The following is a 21,728-nucleotide window of genomic DNA, read 5'->3' as shown; positions in this document are numbered from 1 at the left end:
GGCCAGCGGCCGGCACTAGCCGCTGGTTCAGAGCGCTTCGAGTTGCTTGCGCAGCGCGGCCAGCTGCGCGCGCAGGGTGTCGTTCTCGCGGGTCAGCGCGACGACGCGGCGACGCAGCGCCGGTGCGTCCTCGCCCAGCTGCTCCAGTGCCGACAGCACGTCGGCGTCGCGGCTGGCGATCGCGTCCTCATCCGGCTCCTCGAAGTCCATCTCGGCCGCGTCCGGCTTCGGTGCCCGCGGCTTGCGCTTGGACTCGCGCACGCGCTTGGCGGCCTGCTTCAGTTCGTCCTTGCCACCGGCGGCGGCGGCGCGCTGCTCGTCTTCCGGCAGGTCGGCCACGGCTGCGGCGGCGCTGATCGAGATCACGCCGGCCTTCACTGCTTCGACCACCTCGGCGGCGGCCTGGGCATGGATGCGCTCGATCATGCCGACCTGGCTGGTGCTCAGCTTGGCTTCGCGGGCCAGCTCGGCGCGGCTGATCTTCGGCGCCGGTTCCCACGGCGGGCTGTCTTCGCCGGCGTCCTCGACGATCTCGGCGCTGCCGTCGCTCTCGCGCTGCAGCTGCGCCTGCTCGACCTGCTTGCGGGCAGCCAGGATGTCGCGCTTGCGCAGCGCCAGCACGCCGCGCTGGAAGTCCGAAACGCTGCGGCGGCCCAGGTGCTGCTCGATCATCCACAGGTGCACGTCTTCCATGCTCTGGAAGCGGGTGTTCTGCACGGTGTTGAACGGCAGGCCGTGCTTCTGGCAGATGCCGAAGCGGTTGTGGCCGTCGACCAGCACATCGCCCCACAGCACCAGCGCATCGCGGCAGCCTTCGGCCAGGATGCTGCGCTCCAGCGCGTCATGTTCGTCCGCAGTCAGCGGGTCGATGTAGGCCTTGAGTTCTTCTTTGACGACGATATCCATGGGCACGGCAGCGAGCAGGAGCGGAACCGCCCATTGTACCTGCTCGCCACCACCGGCCCGGGCTCAGGCGGTGGCCCGGATCATCTCGCCGAGGATGCCTGTGATCTGGTCGATCTGCGGCTTGTCCACGATCAATGGCGGCGACAGCGCGATGATGTCGCCGGTACAGCGCACCAGCAGCCGGCCGTCGTGGAAGCAGCGGCGGAACACCTCGTAGCCGCGGCTGCCGGGGGTGTCGCGGCGTGGCGCCAGCTCCACCGCACCGACCAGCCCGAAGTTGCGGATATCGATCACGTTGGGCAGCCCCTGCAGGGCGTGCAACCGCTCCTGCCAGTATTCACCCAGCTCGATGGCGCGCTCGAACAGGCGCTCCTCGGCATAGACCTCCAGCGTGGCCAGCGCCGCTGCGCAGGCCAGCGGATGGCCCGAATAGGTGTAGCCGTGGAACAGCTCGATCGCCTGCGGGGGCGCCTGCATCAACGCGGCATGCACCGCATCGCTGGCCAGCACGCCGCCCAGCGGCACCGCACCGTTGCTGACCGCCTTGGCGAAGGTCAGCAGGTCCGGGGTGACCCCGAAACGCTGCGCGGCAAAGGGCATGCCGACCCGGCCGAAGCCGGTGATCACTTCATCGAACACCAGCAGGATGCCGTGGTGGTCGCACAGCTCGCGCAGCCGCTGCAGGTAACCCGGTGCGGGCAGGATCACCCCGGCCGAACCGGCGATGGGTTCAACGAACACCGCGGCAATGGTCGAGGCATCGTGCAGCGCAATCAGCCGTTCCAGGTCATCGGCCAGCTCCGCGCCCTGGCGTGGCAGGCCCTTGCTGAACGCATTGCGCTGCAGGTCCAGGGTGTGGCGCAGGTAGTCCACGCCGCCCAGCTGCAGGCCGAATGCCCTGCGGTTGTTGGGCAGGCCGCCCAGAGCCATGCCGCCGAAGCCGACCCCGTGGTAGGCCTTCTCGCGGCTGATGAAGCGGGTGCGCTGGCCCTCGCCGCGCTGGCGGTGGTAGGCCAGCGCGATCTTCATCGCGGTGTCCACCGCCTCGGACCCGGAGCTGGTGAAGAACACATGGTTGAGCGCGGCCGGCGCCAGTGCGGCCAGCCGCTGCGCCAGTGCGAAGGCCGGCGGCGAGCCCATCTGGAAGGCCGGTGAATAGTCGAGCGTGCGGGCCTGCTCGACGATGGCCTCGACGATGCGTGGCCGCGCGTGGCCGGCGTTGCAGCACCACAGGCCGGCGGTGCCGTCGAGGATCGGGCGGCCATCGACATCTTCGTAGTGCATGCCCTCGGCGCGTACCAGTACACGCGGCGCCGCCTTGTACTGGCGATTGGCGGTGAATGGCATCCAGTACGCGTCCAGGGACTCGGGGCGCTGGGTGGCCAGGTCGTGCAGGTCGCTTTCGGGACGCTTCATGCCAGCTCCATCGGGTGCGATGCGACGAATGTAGCGCAGCTGCGTCACGGCGAAGTCGCGGCGGCCCCGGTATAAGCAAGGCTGGTTGATTGCAGGAGTGTCCCATGGCCGATTTCCCCGACCGCAGCCACTGGCAGGCGCTGGCACTCCAGCTGTCGATACCCGGCCAGGCCTTCATCGACGGCCGCCAGGTCGACGCTGCCAGCGGCGCCCGCTTCGACTGCATCAGCCCGATCGACGGTCGCGTGCTGGGTGCGGTCGCCGACTGCGATGCGCAGGACGTGGAGCGTGCCGTGCTGGCGGCCCGCCGCTCCTTCGATGCGGGCCACTGGTCGCAGGCCAGCCCGGCGCATCGCAAGCGCGTGCTGCTGGCGCTGGCCGCGCTGGTGGAAAAACACGCCGACGAGCTGGCGCTGCTGGAAACCCTGGACATGGGCAAGCCGGTGCGCGACGCGCGGCGCATCGACCTGCCCGGCGTGGTGCGCTGCCTGAGCTGGACCGCCGAAGCGGTGGACAAGCTGTACGGGGAGATCGCGCCCACCGGCCCGCACGAACTGGGGCTGGTCACGCGCGAGGCCGCCGGCGTGGTGGCGGCCATCGTGCCGTGGAATTTCCCGTTGCTGATGGCCTGCTGGAAGATCGCGCCGGCGCTGGCGATGGGCAACTCGGTGGTGCTCAAGCCTTCCGAGCGGTCGCCATTGTCGGCGCTGCGGCTGGCGGCACTGGCCGCCGAAGCGGGCCTGCCGGACGGGGTTCTGAACGTGTTGCCCGGCCATGGAGCGCGCGTCGGCGAACCGCTGGCCCTGCACATGGACGTGGACGTGCTGGCCTTCACCGGCTCCACCGCCACTGGCGCGAAGCTGCTGGAATACTCTGGCCGATCCAACCTCAAGCGGGTCTGGCTGGAATGCGGCGGCAAGAGCCCGCACGTGGTGTTCGCCGACGCCCCGGACCTCGATGCGGCGGCCAAGGGCGTGGCGCAGGGCATCTTCTTCAACCAGGGGGAAGTCTGCACCGCCGGTTCGCGGCTGCTGGTGCAACGCTCGATCCGCGAGGATTTCGTCCACCAGGTGGTGGCCTATGGCCAGCACATGCAGCCGCGCCACCCGCTGGAAGCCGACGCACCGATGGGCGCGCTGGTCGATGCCGCGCATCTGGACAAGGTGATGGGCGATATCGCGCGTGCCGAAGGCGAGGGCGCCCGATTGCTGCTGGGCGGTCATCGCGCCGAGGTGGAAGCGGGCGGCTGCTATGTGCAGCCCACCGTGTTCGACCAGGTGCGGCCTGAGCAGGCCCTGGCACGCGAGGAAGTGTTCGGGCCGGTCCTGGCCGTTCTGGGTTTCGATGACGAAGCCGAAGCCGTGCGCCTGGCCAACGACAGCCGCTATGGATTGGCCGCCGGCCTGTGGACACGTGATCTTGGTCGCGCGCATCGCGTTGCACGCCAGCTGCGCGCCGGCAGCGTATGGGTGAACGGCTGGGATGGCGGCGACATGACCGCCCCCTTCGGTGGCTACAAGCAGTCGGGCAATGGGCGCGACAAATCCTTGCACGCGTTCGACAAGTACAGCGAGATCAAGGCCACCTGGATCCAGTTGTAGCGTCGGAGTTGCCCGCGCTTCTGTAGAGTCGAGCCACGCTCGACTGCTCTCCGCGAGATGCAGAAGGGCAAAAGCCGTCGAGCAAGCTCGACGCTACGGAAGCGCCGCGTTTGAGTAGAGGCGAGCTTGCTCGACTGCCGTTCGCGGAATGCAGATTACCGGCAGCGTGCACTCACCTGCAGGACCGCAGCACGCAGCAGGTCGCGATCGGCCTCTTCAACCGCATTCTGGAAGTAGTCCATATCCTGCTTCCCCAGCTCGCAAGGGTCGACGATATACCCGGGCGGCCACAGCCCCAGCAGCTGCGCCACGCCGTGCACGATCTGCTCCGGGGTCATCTGCCGGCGGATGCGGAAATGGTTGCGGCGCGGTGCGAACGCAGCATGCACCTCGCGGCGACCGATCAGGCGTGGCGCCATCCCCGCCGCGCTGATGCCATCGCCACCCTCGATGCTGCCCGCAGGCAGGCCCAGGATCAGCGGCGCCTCAGCCGCCGGTGCCCCTTCGGCGGGCAGGGCGGTCTCCGCCTGCGCAATCGGGGCAGGGTGGGGCTTCACCGATGCAGCCCGGCGTGTCATCGGTACGGAGGGCAACGCCGGAAGTGACGGCGCCGGCGCCGGCAGCTCCGGTGGCAGCCAGCGCAACGAGATCCGTGCGCCATCGTCAGCACGCAGCACGATCCGGCCACTGCCCCACAACCACAGCGCCATCAGGCCATGCACCAGCAGTACCACCAGCCACGCCGCCATGCGCGGCAGCTTCGGGGAATCGGACCACGACAACGCAACTGCAGCCATCGGCAAGGCATCCATGCAGGGACCGGTGGCGCAGCCTAGCGGGCGGCCCGAAAAATTTCGTTGGCATCGGTGTCGGCTGAAACCATTGCCCCGTGTGGCCACCGGCCCGTGGCAGAATCGGGCGATCCACCGTTACCCGTGTTGCCGATGTCGACGACCCGCGCTGCCGCACCGCCCGTGAATTCCCCCCGCCGCGTCCTGCTGGCCAGCCTGATCGGCACCACCATCGAGTTCTTCGACTTCTATATCTACGCCACGGCCGCGGTGCTGGTGTTCCCGCACCTGTTCTTCCCGGACAGCAGCGAACAGGCGGCACTGCTGCAGTCGTTGGCGACCTTCGCGGTGGCGTTCATTGCCCGGCCCGTCGGCTCGGCGGTGTTCGGCCACTTCGGCGACCGCATCGGCCGCAAGGCCACCCTGGTGGCCGCGTTGCTGACCATGGGCCTGTCCACGGTACTGATCGGCCTGCTGCCGACCCATGCGCAGATCGGCCTGTGGGCACCTGCGCTGCTGGCGCTGTGCCGGTTCGGCCAGGGTCTGGGCCTGGGCGGCGAGTGGGGCGGGGCGGTGCTGCTGGCCACCGAGAACGCGCCGCCGGGCAAGCGCGCCTGGTACGGCATGTTCCCGCAGCTGGGTGCGCCGCTCGGCTTCCTGCTGTCAGCCGGCATCTTCCTGGTGCTGGGCCGCTGCCTGAGCCAGGACGACTTCCTGCAGTGGGGCTGGCGCATTCCGTTCGTGGCCAGCGCGCTGCTGGTCGGCCTTGGCCTGTGGGTGCGCCTGAACATCCACGAGACCCCCGACTTCAAGAAGGCGCTGGAACGCAAGGCGCCGGTGCGGCTGCCGATGCTGACGGTGCTGCGAGACCACCCGGTGCCGATGCTGCTGGGCACGTTGGGGGCGTTCGCCACCTTCGTGCTGTTCTACCTGATGACGGTGTTCAGCCTCGGCCATGGCACCGCGGTGCTGGGCTACAGCCGCGAACAGTTCCTGCTGATGCAGATGGCCGGCATGTTGTTCTTCGCACTGGGCATCCCGCTGTCGGCACGCTATGGCGACCGCTGGGGCACGCGCCGCACGATGATCGTGGCCAGCGTGCTGATCGTCGGATTCGGCGTGCTGTTCGCACCGCTGTTCCAGCCGCACAGCCCGTGGCTGGTTACCGGCTTCCTGTGCCTGGGCCTGTTCCTGATGGGCCTGACCTACGGGCCATGCGGCACCTTCCTGGCCGAGATCTACCCGGTGGAGGTGCGCTATACCGGGGCGTCGCTGTCATTCAACCTGGCCGGCATTCTGGGTGCGGCCCCGGCACCGTACCTGGCCACGTGGTTGGCCGAACACTTCGGCCTGGTCGCGGTGGGTTACTACCTGTGCCTGACTGCGGTGGCCACCCTGTGCGCGCTGGTGGCACTGCACCGGCGCGCACTGCGGCTCAACCAAAGAAGCGCTTGAGCGTGCGCCCCAGCCAGCCGCCGCCCTGGTGCTCGCGGGCGAACTGGTTCAGGTGCGCCTTGACCTGCTCGGCGTAGGCCTGGTCATCGCCACGGATGTGGTTGAACAGCCAGCGCGAGAGCATGGTGCGCAGCTCGTCGCTGATGTCCTCGCCGGCCTGGAAGCGCAGCCGGTACTCGGCCACGCGCTTGATGAAGACCTCATGCACACGCTTGTGCGCGGCACAGAACGGATAACCCGCCTCCTCCATCAGCTCTTCCTCGAACGCGAAGTGCGACATGGTGTAGTCGACCACTTCATCGATCACTTCGCCCACCGCCGCACGCTGCATGCTGGCCTGGGCCACGTGCAGGTGGTTGAGCATCTCGATGATGCGGCGATGTTGCTGATCGATCACATCGATGCCGATGTTCAGATCGTCCTGCCAGACCAGTAGTGCCATCCCCGGCTCCCCTTCATGCGTATGTCGGGGCCGACTGTAGAACCGCGGCGCGCGGGCGGCGTTGATCTGGATCAAGGCGTGCCGGTCAGGGCAGGGCGGGCTCGCGTGGGCGCAACGGACTGGCCATGGTGGTACAGCTGACCCGGTTGCGGCCGCCGGCCTTGGCCAGGTACAGCTGGCGGTCGGCCTCGGAGATCAGCCGGTGCAGCGCATCACGCTGCGGGCGCAGGCAGCACAGGCCGATGCTGACGGTCATGCGCAGGGTGGCCGAGCCGATGTCCACTTCCAGCGCGGCGATGCGCTGGCGCAGTTCCTCGAAGTACAGCAGCGCCTCGTCCTGTTCCATGTCAGGCACCAGCAGGCAGAACTCCTCGCCACCGAAGCGCGCGATCAGGTCCTGGCTGCGCGCGTGCGCGGCCACCGCGCCGGCTACCGCGCGCAGCGCATCGTCGCCGGCTTCGTGGCCGTAGGTGTCGTTGATGTGCTTGAAGTGGTCGATGTCGATCATCGCCACCGCCACGCATTGGCCGTGCAGCTGCAGCTGCGGCAGCTGGCGCTGGCTCTGCTCAAGGAAACAACGGCGGTTGGGCAGGCCGGTGAGGAAATCGCGGGTGGCCAGGTCCTGCAGGGTGCCGATCAGTTCCAGCTGGTCCACGTTCTGCGAGACCCGGCAGAAGAACTCCTCGCGCGAGAAGGGCTTGCGCAGGAAGTCGTTGGCGCCGTTCTTCAGGAAGCGTGGGATCAGTGACGCATCGGTATTGCCGGAGATGCCGATCACCGCCACCTTGTCGCGCGAGCGCAGGGTACGCAGGCGGCGGGTGAACTCCACGCCCTGCATGCCGGGCATCTCCTGGTCGACCACCGCCAGGCGGATCGCCGGATGCGCCTCGATCGCGGCCAGGCCTTCGTTGCCGTCGGCGGCCTCGTGCACCTCATGGCCATACATGCGCAGCAGGGCGGCGGCGTAGCCGCGCGCGGAGGGCGAATCGTCCACCACCAGCGCCGCGATGCGACGGTTGCGCTCCAGCCGCTGCACCAGCCAGACAAGGTAATCGATGCTGCCGGGGGTGTTCTTCAGCACGTAGTCGATGATCTGCTGCTGCAGCACGCGCTTGCGCAGGTCTTCATCGTAGACGCTGCTGACCACCACGGTCGGCAGGCCGCGCTTGAGGAAGAACTCGACCACCGCATCGCGGTCGCCATCGGCCAGCACCAGCCCGGTCAGCACCAGGAACCAGCCCCCATCCTCGCTCAGCAGGCGGTCGGCCTCGGCCAGGGTGGAGGCGATCACCACCGGCAGTTCCAGGCGTTGCTCGATGGCCTCGCGCAGCATGCCAGTGAAAGCACGGGAGTTTTCGACCAGCAGGATCCGCTGTGGCAGCGGATCGGCCAGGTCGCCATCGACGGCGGCCTGCGGCAGCACGGGCATGATGCGGTGGCTCACGAGGGAGGGCTCGGCACGGATAGCGGCAGTTTCGGGTGCAACTTTAGCCGGAGCCCTCGGTTGTGGACATATCTGCCCTGCCTGGTTCGGGTCAGTTCGCCGGGAATCTCTAGGACAACAGGGTGAGATTCGAACGCACTCCCTTCATGGCGCTCACGGCGCGGCATGGTTATGCTGGGTCGCGCCACCCCTACTGGTGCATTGGACACGGCTGCGTCGAACGAAGGAACCCTTCAAGCGAGGTCGAGCGCCATCCAGTCGTGGGGTGGCGAAACGGAATTGCCTGGAGCTGTCATTCCAACCATCCATGGGGGTGAGCGTGAGATTTTCTGAACTGCGAGTGTTGCTTCCTGCCGCTGTCCTGCTTTCTGTGTCTGCTTTCAGCGCATCAGCGTGTTGCCCCAGTGGCGACAACGGAATCCATATGGCTCGGAGCGGTCTGGGAGAATCTCTGCCAGCAGCCACGAATCTGAGTTTGAACCCAAACTGGCTTGTCTATGGGTTCGAGCGTGATGGGATCAGTTACTACCAAGTGAATGATCTCTCGGGTCAGGTCGTGCTGATCGTGGGAAATGTCGACGCCACGTTCTGGACGCTGCCGGCTGGCAAGAGTGCGGCTAAGGTGTCTTTGCCCTCGCATCGACTGAGTTTGCCCGAGAAGGTTGTCCGGCGCGTGGTGTTCCAGAGTGCTCAGTTCTCGTTGGTTGTCTATGGAGAAGGTGCAAGCGCTGTATGGGTCGTCGAGTCTATGGATACCGCAGGCTGAGGACACTCTCGTTGGCGCCACGATTGCGCATATCGACGAAGCAGGAGCCGGGGGGGCGGCTCCTGCCATGATCTGATCGTGCCGGCCTTCCGTTCCGATGGCTGGCAAGAGTCAGGCTATGTCCGCTCGGCTTGCCCAGGCGGCCTGCATGCTGCTTTGCGCGCCGCTGGCTGCGGTCTCCAGGAGCAGCACACGTACGCAGTTCCCTTCGCAGTGCACTTTCCCTCCATAGGCTTGTGCGCGGGAACTCAGACGTTCAATAGCCAGACGTGTTGTGTCGAGTAGCAGATCGCGATCACGGTCCAGCAGAGCGATTCTGAGCAGAATTCCTTGTTGCCCTTTCAATTTCCCACAGCGAGCACGTATCTGGATCTGTCCTTGTTCCTGCTTGAGCAGCAATGAAACGGCCTCGGTGAGAGTGCGGTAGGCCGCCAACTGCAAGGGAATACTCAGTTTGCAGGGATCCCCAGTCAGGAAGGGGGATGTGATCCTATGTGTCTGATTCCAGCTTTCACGAATGCCGCTGACCTGCAGGGCCAGGTAGAGACCGACGTGCTCGACCTCGGTCGGATAGACCATGCTGGTCAATTCGCGGAATTGGCGGGAATGTGCGGTGGATGTGAGAAGTAGATCCACTGCCGGCGAGTGATGGCCATGTGTCTTCAACAGGTCGGCTGTCCTGCTCAAGGAAGCTTCAATGTCATCCGCGATTCTCCTGAGATCCAGGGCACGCTCCCGCAGATCCATTTCGCCCGCCATATGAGCGGACCTTGATAGTCGTGCAGCCTGGTGCCCGTCTACGTCTCTACGCCCCCGCTGATGATAGTGCCGGCTGATGCGTGAGCCGAGTGCCAGCAGCCCGGTTCCTGCAATGGCGATCAGCTGCTGCGTCGTGAAGGTTCGTTCATCGTATGAGCCAAGGAGGCCGGATGTAGGAGTAACCACTGCAATGAGAATGTTCAACAGGGGGACGCCAACGGCTGCTCCCTGCCAGCCATGAATACATGTCAACACGATCACGGGCAGCGCCATGGTCAACTGCAGACTTGTCTTGCTTGCATCCGACAAGCCAGGGGCCATTGCGGTAATCAGACCCAGTCCCAGCATCACTGCAAGAGCGGCGACAGTCGGGGGAGAGCGCCAGCGTCCCCATTCGTCCATTGCATGGCGCCTGCTCCAGAGAACCGCCAGTGGCGCAACCGTCAGGATGGCAATGTAGTCACCAAGGACGAAGCGTACGGCCCTTGTCGCAATCGGCACGCTTGAAGGGTTCTCTGAAAGCAAGTGAGACAGCCCAAGCTTGAGGGCAGTAGCAATCACTGCGGCTGACACCGCGACCGAAAGCAGCCATCCATCTGCCCTGGCAGTCATGAATTTTCGATGCGCATATACAACCAGAGCAACGGCTGGCAGCAGGAATGCCGAACCCAGGATTACCCATGCCAGCCCATACTCATCTATCAACGGGTAGCGCAGTTGTGCGAAGTACGCGTACTCGCCAATAAGCAGGTAGGGCCAGAGGCGAGGTGGACACACAAGCAAAGCCGCTACGCGAATGCCGGCAGGCAGGTAAAACTGGTCCAGCGAAACCCGCCAAGCGGCCCAACACGTAATCGCGTACATCACGGCAATCGCCAGCCCCAAGGGCCGCACGCGGAACGTCAGTTCAATTCCCCTCTTCCACCAATTCAACCCAAGCCTCCAATGCTCGTGACATGGCGGCGGCCCCATTGCTTGTTTGAACGCGCCATTGGGTGACAGTATCCATAGAAGCACGGGCGCGCAATCACACGAGCTGGACCGCCTTGGGGGGGGGGGGCAAGGCGGTGCCGAACAAGGATCACCTTCGAGTAGTGATCTGCATCTCGTTTCTATGAGGAAGTCAGGTTGCGGCCCGCGGAGCGCCTGGGTCAATGGAGGATGTACGTCCCCCCAAAGCTTCGGTAGCGCTCGCCTGGCTGGAACCTCCCCGCGCTTCCGTCAATACGATCCTGAGTCTGTTGCCACTCATGTCCATGTGGCCACCATGCACAAGAATTCGGCCCAGCAACTGCTCATTTGCCAGTTCCGTGGTCCGGATTCCCAAAGATTCGTTCCGACCCACGAGGGCTACGCAGATGAATACACCCGGATTCCGGGCGAAACATCCACAGCGGATGCTGACCGAAATTTGTCCGGATTCGCATCTCAGTAGAAGTGATACCGCATCAACTACAAGCCGGTAGGCCGCAAGCTGCAAGCCTACCCCGAGCGCGCAGGGGTCACCCATCAACCTGGGTTGCCCGATTCGATGCGTGGCGTTCCATGCCTCACGCACTCCACCCGCCTGCAAGGCCACGTACAGGCCCAGCCGTTCCAGGGCGGCGGGATAGATCATGCTGGCCTGGGCCCGGAACAGGCGTGAATGCACCTCCGAGGTATGCCGCAGGCTGTCTGCGACAGCGTGATGGCCCTGCGCATGCAGCCAGTTCACCATTTCGTTCAGCGACAGGTCCATGCCATCGCCCAGTTGGCGCAGATGGGCCGCACGCTCACGCAGGTCCATCTCGCTGGCCAGGTGTGAGTTCCGCGCAAGCAGCAGGGCTGCTCTGCCATCTTCCTCGCGCAACCGATGCTGGCTCTGGAAGTGGGTGATGCGCGCGCCCAGCAGCAGCAGGGCGATGCTGGCGATGGCCATGGCCTGCTGGGTAGCGAACGTGGCCGGGTCGAATGCCGTCGGATGGTCGGCAGGGGCGCTCAGGCCAAGCATCATGTTCACGGCGGCGACACCGATGGCCGCACCGCGCCATCCCAGCAGGCAGGTCAGGGCGATCGCGGGAATAGGCAGGATCAACAGCAACTGCAGTGAGCCAGGCGCCGTGATCGAGGCAGACACCGGAGTCGCCTGCAGGCCAACGACAAGCATGGCTGCGAGTGCTCCTGCCACGGCAGCAATGGACCGGACCGTCCATTCTTCCTCGGCCCGGCGGATCCACAGCAGAGCCAGAGGCGCCAGGATCAGGATGCCGGTGAAGTCGCCCAGCGCATAGCGCAGCAGGTTGGTGATGAATGACGCGTTGTGCAACGGTTCCCAGAGCAGGTACGAGATCCCCAGGTTCAGCAGGCTGATGACCATCGCGGCGCATGCCGCAATGGAGATCACGCCGACGATCGTGGTGCGTGCCAGCAGCTTCCGGTGCAGCCGCACGATCAGCATCACGGCAGGCATCAGGAACACCGAGGCGAGGATCACCCAGGTCAGGTTGTATTTGCTGATCAGGGGGATGCGTAGATGCGCGAAGTAGGCGTATTCACCGATCAGCAGATAAGGCCAGAGCCGGGGCGGGCACAGCAGCAGTGCGGCCACCCGTACGCCAGCAGGCAGGAAGAACTGGTCCAGTGACAGCTTGCGCGCGCCCCAGCAGGCGAAGGCATAGAGCAGCGCCAGTGCCAGCCCCTCGGGGCTGACCCGTATCCTCACCTGCAGGCCGTCCTTCCACCACCGCATCCACGTGCTCCCCCAGCTCCTGCACCGATTATGTGGCTGGGAAGGGTTCCGCTACCACAACGCATCCCGCAGCTTGTACCACGACATCGCCGCCACCAGCAGCGGCATCCGCAGCAACCGCCCTCCCGGGAAGGGCGCATGCCGCAGGCGCTGGAACACGTCCAGGCGCTCGCTCTGGCCCGCAATGGCGGCGGCGATGACCTCGCCAGCCAGCCCGGCGGCGGCCACGCCATGCCCCGAGAACCCCTGCGCGAAGTACAGGTTGCCATCCAGCCGGCCCCAGTGCGGGGCGCGGTTGCGGGTAATGTCCACGTAGCCGCCCCAGACCTGTTCCAGCGGCACGTCGGCCAGTTGCGGGAAGACCTGGTGCATGCGCCGCTGCATCACCCCGTGCAGCCCGGGCGGGGGCAGGGCCGAATAGCTGGCGCGGCCGCCGAACAGCAGGCGGTGGTCGTGGCTGAGGCGGAAATAGTCCAGTGCCCAGGCGGTGTCGGCCACGGCCATGTTGTTGCCGATCAGGGCGCGGGCGCGCTGCGCACCCAGTGGCGCGCTGGCACCGATATAGGTGCCGACCGGCATGATCCGCCGCTCCAGCTCGGGCAGCAGGCCCTGCAGCCAGGCGTTGCCGGCCACCACCAGGTGCGCGGCGCGCACGCTGCCCTGCGCCGTGTGCAGCGCGGGTTGGGAGCCACGCTGGATGCGCACCACGGGCGAATCCTCGTGAATGACCACGCCGGCGGAGCGCGCTGCATCGGCCAGGCCACGTGCATAGGCCAGCGGCTGAAGGTGCGCGCTGAGCGGGTCGAACATCGCGGCGCGGTAGCGCGGGCTGTCCAGTTGCGCATGCAGGGTGTCACGGCCCCACCACTGCATGGGGTAGTCGTAGTGACGCTGCAGGTGCTCACAGCTGGCGCGCAGATCACGCTCGTGACGCTCGCGGATGGCGACGCTGGCGTGGCCTTCCACCCAGTGGCAATCGATGCCATGGCGGTCGATGCGCGTGCGCATCGCCTGCACGGCATCGCGCGACCAGTCGAACAGGCGGCGGGCATCGTCGCGGCCGAGCTGGCGCTCCAGCTCATCCACCTCGCAGCCGTAGCCAACCAGCGCCTGCCCGCCGTTGCGCCCGGAGGCGCCCCAGCCGATCCGCTGTGCTTCCAGCAGGACCACCCGCTGGCCCCGTGCCGCCAGTTCCAGTGCCGCGGTCAGGCCGGTATAGCCGGCGCCAAGCACGGCCACATCGGCCTGCACATCGCCCCGCAGCGCGGGCAGCGCGGGTGGTTCGGGCAGGCTGGCGGCGTACCAGCTGGGTGGGAAGGCAGCGCTCACTGCAGGCCTCGCGCTTGCGGCGCGGATGGTCGGAGTGGGGGAGGGTGATCGGTGTTCACCCGCGTAGTTTCGCCGATGGATGACGGCCATGGTGTGACGGTGATGACTTGCCGCGTTCGTCGGGCGACGGGTAACGTGTCCATACGCCAAGGAGTTTTCCATGCGCCGCCTGCCCTGGGTGGGCCTGCCCACCGACAGTACCGTGCTCGGCCATCACCGTTTCGCAGTGGCCGGCGAGAAGTACGTGCGCGCGCTGGTCGAGGCGGCCAGCGTCACCCCGCTGGTGTTGCCGAGCCTGCAGCCGCCGTTGCCGGCCAGTGACTGGCTGCAGGGGCTCGATGGCCTGCTGTTGACCGGCGCGGTCAGCAACATCGAACCACAGCACTATGAAGGCGGCCGCAGCTGGCCGGGCAATCCGCATGATCCGGCGCGTGATGCCAACGCCTTCGCGCTGCTGCAGGAGGCGCTGGCGCTGGACCTGCCGGTGCTGGCGATCTGCCGCGGCTTCCAGGAGTTGAACGTCGCACTGGGCGGCAGCCTGCATCCGCAGGTGCATGTGGTGCCGGGCCTGGATGACCATCGCGAGGACCCGCAGGCGCCGGTGGAGGTGCAGTACGGCCCGGCCCACGCGGTCACGCTGGCAGCCGATGGCTGGCTGGCGCAGTGGCACGAGGGCGAGCGCGTGCAGGTCAATTCGGTGCATGGGCAGGGCATCGCCCGCCTGGCGCGGGGGCTGCAGGTCGAGGCGGTGGCCGACGACGGGCTGGTCGAGGCGGCGCGCAGCCTGCATCATCGATTCGTGCTCGGCGTACAGTGGCACCCGGAGTGGCGTGTCATGCAGGCGCCGTTCTATCACGCTATTTTCCGTGCGTTCGGCCAAGCTTGCCGGCAGCACCAACAGAACCGACTGGATTCCCGATGAGTTCCCGAACGCGCCCGCGCAAGACGGCCACGCCCCCCGCACCTCAGGAAAGCAGCCTGCTGCGCTGGCTGAAGGAGCGGCGGATCACCGAGGTCGAATGCCTGGTGCCGGACATCACCGGCAACGCGCGCGGCAAGATCATCCCCGCCGACAAGTTCTCGCACGATTACGGCACGCGCTTGCCGGAAGGCATCTTCGCCACTACGGTCACCGGCGAGTTCCCCGACGATTACTACGACCTGACCTCGCCGTCGGATTCGGACATGATCCTGCGTCCGGACCCGGACACCGTGCGCATGGTGCCCTGGGCCACCGACCCGACGGCGCAGATCATCCACGACTGCTACACCAAGACCGGCGAACCGCACGAGCTGGCCCCGCGCAACGTGCTGCGCAGGGTGCTGGACGCCTATGCCGAACTGGGCCTGCGCCCGGTCGTGGCACCGGAACTGGAGTTCTTCCTGGTGCAGAAGAACACCGACCCGGATTTCCCGCTGCTGCCCCCGGCGGGCCGCTCGGGCCGTCCGGAAACGGCGCGCCAGTCCTACTCGATCGATGCGGTCAACGAGTTCGACCCGATCCTCGACCTGATGTACGACTACTGCGACGCGATGAAGCTGGACGTCGACACGCTGATCCACGAGTCCGGCGCGGCGCAGCTGGAGGTCAATTTCACCCACGCCAACGCGATGGACCTGGCCGACCAGGTGTTCCTGTTCAAGCGCACCATGCGCGAATCGGCGATGCGCCACGGCGTGTACGCCACCTTCCTGGCCAAGCCGATGGAGAACGAGCCGGGCAGTGCCATGCACATCCACCAGAGCCTGGTACGGATCAGCGACGGCCAGAACGTGTTCAGTGGCGAGCATGGCGGCGAGGATTTCAGCCCCATGTTCGCCCACTACCTGGCGGGCCTGCAGAAGTATGTACCGATGGCCATGGCCTTCTTCGCGCCGAACGTGAATTCCTACCGCCGGCTGGTGTTCGGCGAGGTTTCACCAAGCAACGTGCACTGGGGGTTCGACAACCGCACCTGCGGCCTGCGGGTGCCGCTGGATACCCCGGAAAACATGCGCGTCGAAAGCCGTTTTGCCGGTTCCGACGCCAACCCCTACCTGGCCATGGCGGCCACCCTGGCCTGTGGCCTGCTGGGTATCCGCGAGCGCCTGGCACCGGATGCACCGGTCAGCGGCAGTGCCAAGGAACTGGGCTACAACCTGCCGCGCTCGCTGGGCGAGGCGCTGGATGGCCTGGAACAGTGCGGCGCGCTGCAGGCGCTGCTGGGCGAGCGTTTCTGCCGGGCCTACATCTCGGTCAAGCGCAAGGAATACGAGACCTTTTTCCGCGTGATCAGCTCGTGGGAACGCGAGTTCCTGCTGCTGAACGTCTGAGCATCCGCAATAGAAAAATCCGCCGCCGGGGGGTAGGCTGGCACCCGTTGCCGGCTCCGCCGGCCCCCCCTTCCCGCATTCTGGAGCACCCGATGAAGCTGCGTATCCTCACGCTCGGCCTGGCCTCCGCCATGCTCGCCGCCTGTGGCGGTGGCAAAGGTGGCGCGCAGGACAGCCAGGTCCTGAACGTCTACAACTACAGCGATTACATCGCCGAGGACACCATTCCGGCCTTCGAGAAGGAGAGCGGGATCAAGGTGACCTACGATGTGTTCGACAGCGATGAGATGGTCGAGACCAAGCTGCTGGCCGGCAACAGCGGCTACGACGTGGTGGTGCCGACCCTGAACTTCTTCGGGCGCCAGATCCAGGCCGGGGTGTTCCTGCCGCTGGACAAGAGCAAGATCCCGAACCTGGCCAACCTCGATCCGGCGGTGATGAAGCGCATCGCCACCCAGGACCCGGGCAACCAGTACGGCGTGCCGTACATGATCGGCACCACCGGCATCGGCTACAACGTGGACATGCTGAAGCAGCGCTTCGGCGGCAGCGCCGACATCGCCAACAGCTGGGACCTGGTGTTCAAGCCGGAAAACATCAGCAAGATGAAGGACTGCGGCGTGACCATCCTGGACACGCCGGCCGACATGATCCCGATCGCGCTGCACTACCTGGGCCTGGACCCGCACAGCGCCGACCCGGCCGAGCTGCAGAAGGCGGCCGACCTGCTGAAGTCGATCCGTCCGTACGTGCAGAATTTCCACTCCTCGCAGTACGTGGGCTCGCTGGCCAATGGCGGCACCTGCCTGGTGGTCGGCTGGTCGGGTGACATCATCCAGGCCCGCGACCGTGCCGAGGAAGCCAGCAACGGCGTGCACGTGGCCTACTCGATCCCGAAGGAAGGCGCCCCGCAGTGGTTCGACATGCTGGCGATCCCGAAGGACGCCAAGCACCCGGAAGCGGCCTACGCGTTCATCAACTACCTGCTGCAGCCGAAGGTGGCCGCGGCCAACACCAACTTCATCCACTACGCCAACCCGGTGCCGACCGCGACCCCGCTGGTGGACGAGGCGATCCGTACCGATCCGACCATCTACCCGCCGGCCGATGTGGCCGAGAAGATGTTCACCTATTCGATCAACACGCCGGAGACCGACAAGCTCTACACCCGGCTGTGGACCGAGGTGAAGACCGGGCGGTAAGCCAGTCCGGCGGCGCCGGGCGATGCCCGGCGCCCGCTCCACGGGAGGGAGGCGGGCCTTGCCCGGCAAGGGCAGTGGCCGCGCAGGCGCGGCCCGACCGGCCCCGCCCGCCTGTTGCCGTCATATCCCCTGCGCCCCCGGGCCGTTAGAATGGCGGCCGCTGTCCACCGCCCGCTCCCGGAGCCCCCATGCCCGTTGAAGCCCAGCCGGTAGCCGCCGTCGTCGACACGACGGGTGTGCCCGGCTATCTCTCCATTCGTGACCTGCGCAAGGAATTCGACGGTTTCGTCGCCGTCGACGACGTCAATCTGGACGTGCGCAAGGGCGAGATCTTTGCCCTGCTCGGTGGCTCCGGCAGTGGCAAGTCGACCCTGCTGCGCTGCCTGGGCGGCTTCGAGACGCCCACCAAGGGCAGCATCACCCTCGATGGCCAGCGCCTGGACGCGCTGCCGCCGTACCAGCGGCCGGTCAACATGATGTTCCAGTCCTATGCGCTGTTCCCGCACATGACGGTCGAGCAGAACATCGCCTTCGGGCTGAAGCAGGATGGCCTGGCCAAGGACGCGATCAGCAAGCGCGTCGGTGAGATGCTGGAGCTGGTGCAGATGGGCCACCTGGGCAAGCGCAAGCCGCACCAGCTGTCCGGTGGCCAGCAGCAGCGCGTGGCGCTGGCGCGGTCGCTGGCCAAGGGGCCGAAGCTGCTGCTGCTGGACGAGCCGATGGGCGCGCTGGACAAGAAGCTGCGCTCGCAGATGCAGCTGGAACTGGTCAGCATCATCGAATCGTCGGGCGTGACCTGCGTGATGGTCACCCACGACCAGGAAGAAGCGATGACCATGGCCACCCGCATCGCGGTGATGGATGCCGGCTGGATCCAGCAGGTCGGCAAGCCGGACGAAGTCTATGAGCAGCCGGCCAACCGCTTCGTGGCCGAGTTCATCGGTTCGGTCAACCTGTTCGACGGGGTGATCGACGAGGACCTGCCCGAGTACGTGACCGTGCGCTCGCCGCTGTTCCCGGCACCGATCTACATCGCCCACGGCATCACCGGCTATGAAGGGCAGCCGGTCGCGTTCGCGCTGCGCCCGGAGAAGGTGATGATCGGCAAGGACGAGCCGGAAGGGCACACCAACAAGGCACAGGGCGTGATCGAGGACATCGCCTATTTCGGCAGCCACTCGGTCTACCACGTGCGCCTGCCCAGCGGCGCCAAGGTGCTGGCCAACTTCGCCAACTCGCAGCGCTGGGCCAGCGATGGCCTGACCTGGGGCGACAGCGTGTGGGTGCACTGGCGCGACAACGATGGCGTGGTGCTCACCTCATGAACGTCGCCGGCCTGAAGCGTTGGCTGCCGGGGCTGCGTGCCACGGTGATCGGCATTCCGTACCTGTGGCTGCTGCTGTTCTTCGCGGTGCCGTTCCTGATCGTGCTGATGATCAGCTTCTCGCTCAGCCGGGTCGGCTCGCCGCCGTACACCTGGCTGCTGCAGTACGTGGACGGCGGCTTCTCGCTGAAGCTGAACCTGGAAAACTACCTGGCGCTGTTCCGCGATTCGATCTACGCGCAGGCGTTCCTCAGCTCGATCAAGATCGCGGCCATCTCCACCTTCCTCACCCTGCTGATCGGCTATCCGATGGCCTATGCCATCGCGCGCTTGTCGCCGGCCGCGCGCAACGTGGCGATGATGCTGGTGGTGCTGCCGTCGTGGACCTCGTTCCTGATCCGCGTGTACGCGTGGAAGGCGATCCTGGACCGCAACGGGCTGCTTGACCAGTTCCTGCAGTTCACTGGCCTGCAGACGTTGATGACCAGCCTGGGCCTGCCGAAGCTGCAGCTGATCGATACCCCGACCGCCGCCTACATCGGCATTGTCTACTGCTACCTGCCGTTCATGGTGCTGCCGCTGTACGCCAACCTGGTCAAGCACGACCACCGCCTGCTGGAAGCGGCCTACGACCTCGGCGCCAAGCCGTGGCAGGCGTTCCTGCGCATCACCCTGCCGCTGTCGAAGGCGGGCATCATCGCCGGCTGCATGCTGGTGATGATTCCGGCGATCGGCGAATTTGTGATTCCGGAAATGCTGGGTGGCTCGGAGACGCTGATGGTCGGCCGCCAGCTGTGGAACGAGTTCTTCAACAACCGCAACTGGCCGGGCGCCTCGGCGATGGCGGTGGCGATGATCCTGCTGTTGCTGGTGCCGATCCTGCTGTTCAACCGTTCCCAGCAGCGCCTGCTGGAAGGAAAGCAGGCATGAGCCCGCGCACCGCCAAGGGCCTGGGGCTGGGCGTGCTGCTGCTCGGCTTCGCCTTCCTGTACCTGCCGATCCTGCTGCTGATGTTCTACTCGTTCAACAGCTCGCGGCTGGCGATGGTCTGGGCCGGGTTCTCCACCCGTGCCTACAGCGACCTGTTCGCCGACCGCGCGCTGATGGATGCAATGTGGACCAGTCTGGTAGTGGCGTTCTGGACCGCCTGTACAGCCACCGTGCTGGGCACGCTGGCGGCGATGGTGATGACCCGCTTCAAGCGCTTCCGCGGCAAGCCGCTGTTCGGCGCCCTGGTCACTGCACCGCTGGTGATGCCGGATGTCATCCTCGGTTTCTCGCTGATGGCGCTGCTGGCCTCGATGGGCGCGATTCCCGGTTTCCCGGCGCGCGGCCTGACCACCATCTGGATCGCGCACGTCACCTTCACCCTGTGCTTCGTCACCGTGGTGGTGTCCTCGCGCCTGCAGGAAATGGATCTCTCGCTGGAAGAAGCGGCAATGGACCTGGGTGCCAGCCGGCTGACCGTGTTCGGCCGCATCACGTTGCCGATCATCGCCCCGGCACTGGTGGCAGGCTGGCTGCTGGCCTTCACCCTGTCGCTGGATGACGTGGTGGTGGCCAGCTTCGTCGCCACGCCGGGTTCGACCACGCTGCCGATGAAGGTGTTCGCCTCGGTGCGCATGGGCATCAGCCCGAAGATCAATGCGCTGGCAACGCTGCTGGTGTCGGCGGTATCGATCGCCGCGGTGATCGGCTGGTACATCAATGCACGGGCCGAGAAGCGGCGCCAGCGCGACCTGCAGCTGGCGCGGCAGGACAACGGCTGAGGTCTGCCAGCAGGGCCGGCAACAACAGCGCCGGCAACATCCGGCTCACGGCCGGCGGCGCACAATGGGGGTCTTCCTCAAGGAGATCCCCCATGACCGTCGAGATCGTCGATCCGGCCACCGGCCTGGTCACCTACCGCCATGAACTGATGGGCGCTGCCGATATCGAGCAGCGCCTGCAGGCTGCCGCCGAGGCCTTCCCGGGCTGGGCGGATCGCTCGTTGCAGGAACGGGGCGCCATCCTGCGCCAGATCGCCGCGCAGCTGCGCGCACGCCGCGACGACCTGCAGCAGGCGATGACCCATGAAATGGGCAAGCTCAAGGCCGAAGCGCTGGCCGAAGTGGACAAGTGTGCCGCCGCCTGCGAGTACTACGCCGAGCACGCCGCCGACTACCTCAAGCCGCAGCTGATTGATACCGAAGCGCAGCGCAGCTATGTGCGCTACGAGCCGATCGGCTGCGTGTTCGCGGTGATGCCGTGGAATTTCCCGATCTGGCAGGTGTTCCGTTTCCTTGCCCCGGCGTTCATGGCCGGCAACGTGGCCCTGCTCAAGCACGCCAGCAACGTGCCGCAGTGCGCTGACCTGATCCTGGCGGTGTGCCGTGACGGCGGCCTGCCGGACGGCGTGTTCGATGTGCTGCACATCGACAACGACCAGGCCGCCGACGTGCTGCGCGACGCGCGGGTGAAGGCGGTGACATTGACTGGCAGCGAACGGGCAGGGCGCTCGATCGCGTCCAATGCCGGCAGCCAGCTGAAGAAGTCGGTGATGGAACTCGGCGGCAGTGATGCCTTCGTGGTGCTCGACGATGCCGACCTCGACAAGACCGTGGCGGCGGCAGTGAAATCACGCTTCGACAACAGCGGCCAGACCTGCATCGCAGCCAAGCGCTTCATCGTGGTCGATGCCGTGGCCGATGAATTCACCCGTCGCTTCGTTGAGGCGGCGGGCGAGCGCCAGTACGGCGATCCGGATGAGCGTGGTACCACGCTGGCGCCGATGGCCCGCGCCGACCTGCGCGACGAACTGCACAAGCAGGTGCAGGCCAGCGTGGCCAAGGGCGCGCGCGTGCTGGTCGGTGGTGAGCCGATTGCCGGCACGCATGCCGGCTATCCGGCCACGGTGCTCGATCAGGTGGGTCCGGGGATGCCGGCGTACGACGAGGAACTGTTCGGGCCGGTGGCCGCAGTGATCCGGGTCAAGGACGAGGCCGAGGCGCTGCGCGTGGCCAATGACACCCGCTTTGGCCTGGGCGGCAGCGTGTGGACCCGCGACCCGGTGCGCGGCGAAGGCTTTGCCCAGCGGATGGAGTGTGGCGCCGCGTTCGTCAACGCCATCGTCAAGAGTGACGCGCGGTTGCCGTTCGGTGGCAGCAAGCAGTCTGGCTTCGGCCGCGAGCTGGCCGACCACGGCATCCATGAGTTCATGAACATCAAGACCGTCTACGTGGCTTGATGCCCCTGCCTTTGTAGAGTCGGGGG

At 66.3% G+C, this 21,728-nt stretch carries 18 protein-coding genes; 10 read left to right on the top strand and 8 right to left on the bottom strand.

Annotated elements, in window-relative coordinates:
* Nucleotides 1–27: 27 nt before the first annotated feature.
* The gene (locus QRO93_RS12725; RefSeq protein WP_053449257.1) at nucleotides 28–906 is read right to left on the bottom strand and encodes a plasmid replication/partition related protein; all 879 of its coding nucleotides are present in this window, start codon (nucleotides 904–906) and stop codon (nucleotides 28–30) included.
* A gap of 63 nt (nucleotides 907–969) precedes the next feature.
* Nucleotides 970–2,322 (bottom strand): aspartate aminotransferase family protein, encoded by a 1,353-nt coding sequence (locus QRO93_RS12720; protein WP_049458209.1) that lies wholly within the window; start codon nucleotides 2,320–2,322, stop codon nucleotides 970–972.
* Between the two features lie 104 nt (nucleotides 2,323–2,426).
* On the opposite strand from QRO93_RS12720, the gene QRO93_RS12715 reads away from it, so the two are divergent.
* Nucleotides 2,427–3,923: an aldehyde dehydrogenase gene (locus tag QRO93_RS12715; protein WP_180878294.1), complete on the top strand. Its 1,497-nt coding sequence runs from the start codon at nucleotides 2,427–2,429 to the stop codon at nucleotides 3,921–3,923.
* 155 nt (nucleotides 3,924–4,078) lie between these two features.
* Here the strand turns inward: QRO93_RS12715 and QRO93_RS12710 are convergent, their stop codons facing one another.
* The gene (locus QRO93_RS12710; protein WP_180878295.1) at nucleotides 4,079–4,720 is read right to left on the bottom strand and encodes a hypothetical protein; all 642 of its coding nucleotides are present in this window, start codon (nucleotides 4,718–4,720) and stop codon (nucleotides 4,079–4,081) included.
* 147 nt (nucleotides 4,721–4,867) lie between these two features.
* Here QRO93_RS12710 and QRO93_RS12705 point away from each other — a divergent pair, with 147 nt between their 5' ends.
* Complete coding sequence (locus QRO93_RS12705) at nucleotides 4,868–6,169, top strand: MFS transporter (RefSeq protein WP_049458212.1); 1,302 nt, start codon at nucleotides 4,868–4,870, stop codon at nucleotides 6,167–6,169.
* Here the strand turns inward: QRO93_RS12705 and QRO93_RS12700 are convergent.
* Nucleotides 6,150–6,611, bottom strand: coding sequence for a bacteriohemerythrin (locus QRO93_RS12700; protein WP_006429165.1), 462 nt, complete (start codon nucleotides 6,609–6,611; stop codon nucleotides 6,150–6,152). The two genes, QRO93_RS12705 and QRO93_RS12700, sit on opposite strands and share 20 nt — an antisense overlap.
* An 85-nt stretch (nucleotides 6,612–6,696) precedes the next feature.
* A complete protein-coding gene (locus tag QRO93_RS12695; protein ID WP_006429166.1) occupies nucleotides 6,697–8,040 on the bottom strand; it encodes a diguanylate cyclase in 1,344 nt (447 codons plus the stop codon).
* Nucleotides 8,041–8,530: 490 nt separating this feature from the next.
* On the opposite strand from QRO93_RS12695, the gene QRO93_RS12690 reads away from it, so the two are divergent.
* Entirely contained in the window at nucleotides 8,531–8,821 is a 291-nt protein-coding gene (locus QRO93_RS12690; RefSeq protein WP_238581863.1) for a hypothetical protein, read from the top strand.
* 111 nt (nucleotides 8,822–8,932) lie between these two features.
* Here QRO93_RS12690 and QRO93_RS12685 read toward each other — a convergent pair whose 3' ends face one another.
* From QRO93_RS12685 to QRO93_RS12675, 3 genes are all read right to left on the bottom strand, one after another.
* Nucleotides 8,933–10,513: an MASE1 domain-containing protein gene (locus QRO93_RS12685; protein WP_258010848.1), complete on the bottom strand. Its 1,581-nt coding sequence runs from the start codon at nucleotides 10,511–10,513 to the stop codon at nucleotides 8,933–8,935.
* Between the two features lie 190 nt (nucleotides 10,514–10,703).
* Entirely contained in the window at nucleotides 10,704–12,308 is a 1,605-nt protein-coding gene (locus tag QRO93_RS12680) for an MASE1 domain-containing protein (RefSeq protein WP_180878297.1), read from the bottom strand.
* Between the two features lie 51 nt (nucleotides 12,309–12,359).
* On the bottom strand, nucleotides 12,360–13,637 hold the full coding sequence (locus QRO93_RS12675; protein WP_180878298.1) for an FAD-binding oxidoreductase: 1,278 nt from the start codon (nucleotides 13,635–13,637) through the stop codon (nucleotides 12,360–12,362).
* A gap of 160 nt (nucleotides 13,638–13,797) precedes the next feature.
* On the opposite strand from QRO93_RS12675, the gene QRO93_RS12670 reads away from it, so the two are divergent.
* The 7 genes from QRO93_RS12670 (at nucleotide 13,798) to QRO93_RS12640 (ending at nucleotide 21,702) form a co-directional block, all read left to right on the top strand.
* Nucleotides 13,798–14,559, top strand: a complete 762-nt coding sequence (locus tag QRO93_RS12670) for a gamma-glutamyl-gamma-aminobutyrate hydrolase family protein (RefSeq protein WP_180878299.1) — start codon at nucleotides 13,798–13,800, stop codon at nucleotides 14,557–14,559.
* On the top strand, nucleotides 14,556–15,950 hold the full coding sequence (locus tag QRO93_RS12665; RefSeq protein ID WP_006429229.1) for a glutamine synthetase family protein: 1,395 nt from the start codon (nucleotides 14,556–14,558) through the stop codon (nucleotides 15,948–15,950). Before QRO93_RS12670 ends, QRO93_RS12665 begins: the two co-directional genes overlap by 4 nt.
* Before the next feature lie 92 nt (nucleotides 15,951–16,042).
* Nucleotides 16,043–17,152 carry a polyamine ABC transporter substrate-binding protein gene (locus QRO93_RS12660; protein ID WP_180878300.1) on the top strand — a complete coding sequence of 370 codons (1,110 nt, stop codon included), beginning with the start codon at nucleotides 16,043–16,045 and terminating at the stop codon, nucleotides 17,150–17,152.
* Nucleotides 17,153–17,340: 188 nt separating this feature from the next.
* Nucleotides 17,341–18,477: an ABC transporter ATP-binding protein gene (locus QRO93_RS12655; protein WP_180878301.1), complete on the top strand. Its 1,137-nt coding sequence runs from the start codon at nucleotides 17,341–17,343 to the stop codon at nucleotides 18,475–18,477.
* Nucleotides 18,474–19,406 carry an ABC transporter permease subunit gene (locus tag QRO93_RS12650; protein WP_049458219.1) on the top strand — a complete coding sequence of 311 codons (933 nt, stop codon included), beginning with the start codon at nucleotides 18,474–18,476 and terminating at the stop codon, nucleotides 19,404–19,406. Before QRO93_RS12655 ends, QRO93_RS12650 begins: the two co-directional genes overlap by 4 nt.
* Nucleotides 19,403–20,245: an ABC transporter permease subunit gene (locus tag QRO93_RS12645; protein ID WP_004151945.1), complete on the top strand. Its 843-nt coding sequence runs from the start codon at nucleotides 19,403–19,405 to the stop codon at nucleotides 20,243–20,245. Before QRO93_RS12650 ends, QRO93_RS12645 begins: the two co-directional genes overlap by 4 nt.
* Nucleotides 20,246–20,337: 92 nt before the next feature.
* Nucleotides 20,338–21,702 (top strand): NAD-dependent succinate-semialdehyde dehydrogenase, encoded by a 1,365-nt coding sequence (locus tag QRO93_RS12640; protein WP_180878302.1) that lies wholly within the window; start codon nucleotides 20,338–20,340, stop codon nucleotides 21,700–21,702.
* The last annotated feature ends 26 nt before the right edge of the window (nucleotides 21,703–21,728 follow it).

The sequence above is a fragment of the Stenotrophomonas maltophilia group sp. Smal17 genome (genome assembly GCF_030237045.1).
Classification (GTDB): Bacteria; Pseudomonadota; Gammaproteobacteria; order Xanthomonadales; family Xanthomonadaceae; genus Stenotrophomonas; species Stenotrophomonas forensis.
This window is presented reverse-complemented; position numbering and strand designations above follow the sequence as displayed.

Coding starts and splice junctions, on each gene's coding strand:
- QRO93_RS12710 (WP_180878295.1), bottom strand. CDS start 4,720: ATGGCTGCAGTTGCGTTGTCGTGGTCCGATTCCCCGAAGCTGCCGCGC.
- QRO93_RS12645 (WP_004151945.1), top strand. CDS start 19,403: ATGAGCCCGCGCACCGCCAAGGGCCTGGGGCTGGGCGTGCTGCTGCTC.
- QRO93_RS12660 (WP_180878300.1), top strand. CDS start 16,043: ATGAAGCTGCGTATCCTCACGCTCGGCCTGGCCTCCGCCATGCTCGCC.
- QRO93_RS12650 (WP_049458219.1), top strand. CDS start 18,474: ATGAACGTCGCCGGCCTGAAGCGTTGGCTGCCGGGGCTGCGTGCCACG.
- QRO93_RS12720 (WP_049458209.1), bottom strand. CDS start 2,322: ATGAAGCGTCCCGAAAGCGACCTGCACGACCTGGCCACCCAGCGCCCC.
- QRO93_RS12705 (WP_049458212.1), top strand. CDS start 4,868: ATGTCGACGACCCGCGCTGCCGCACCGCCCGTGAATTCCCCCCGCCGC.
- QRO93_RS12695 (WP_006429166.1), bottom strand. CDS start 8,040: ATGCCCGTGCTGCCGCAGGCCGCCGTCGATGGCGACCTGGCCGATCCG.
- QRO93_RS12700 (WP_006429165.1), bottom strand. CDS start 6,611: ATGGCACTACTGGTCTGGCAGGACGATCTGAACATCGGCATCGATGTG.
- QRO93_RS12725 (WP_053449257.1), bottom strand. CDS start 906: ATGGATATCGTCGTCAAAGAAGAACTCAAGGCCTACATCGACCCGCTG.
- QRO93_RS12680 (WP_180878297.1), bottom strand. CDS start 12,308: ATGCGGTGGTGGAAGGACGGCCTGCAGGTGAGGATACGGGTCAGCCCC.
- QRO93_RS12715 (WP_180878294.1), top strand. CDS start 2,427: ATGGCCGATTTCCCCGACCGCAGCCACTGGCAGGCGCTGGCACTCCAG.
- QRO93_RS12640 (WP_180878302.1), top strand. CDS start 20,338: ATGACCGTCGAGATCGTCGATCCGGCCACCGGCCTGGTCACCTACCGC.
- QRO93_RS12665 (WP_006429229.1), top strand. CDS start 14,556: ATGAGTTCCCGAACGCGCCCGCGCAAGACGGCCACGCCCCCCGCACCT.
- QRO93_RS12655 (WP_180878301.1), top strand. CDS start 17,341: ATGCCCGTTGAAGCCCAGCCGGTAGCCGCCGTCGTCGACACGACGGGT.
- QRO93_RS12670 (WP_180878299.1), top strand. CDS start 13,798: ATGCGCCGCCTGCCCTGGGTGGGCCTGCCCACCGACAGTACCGTGCTC.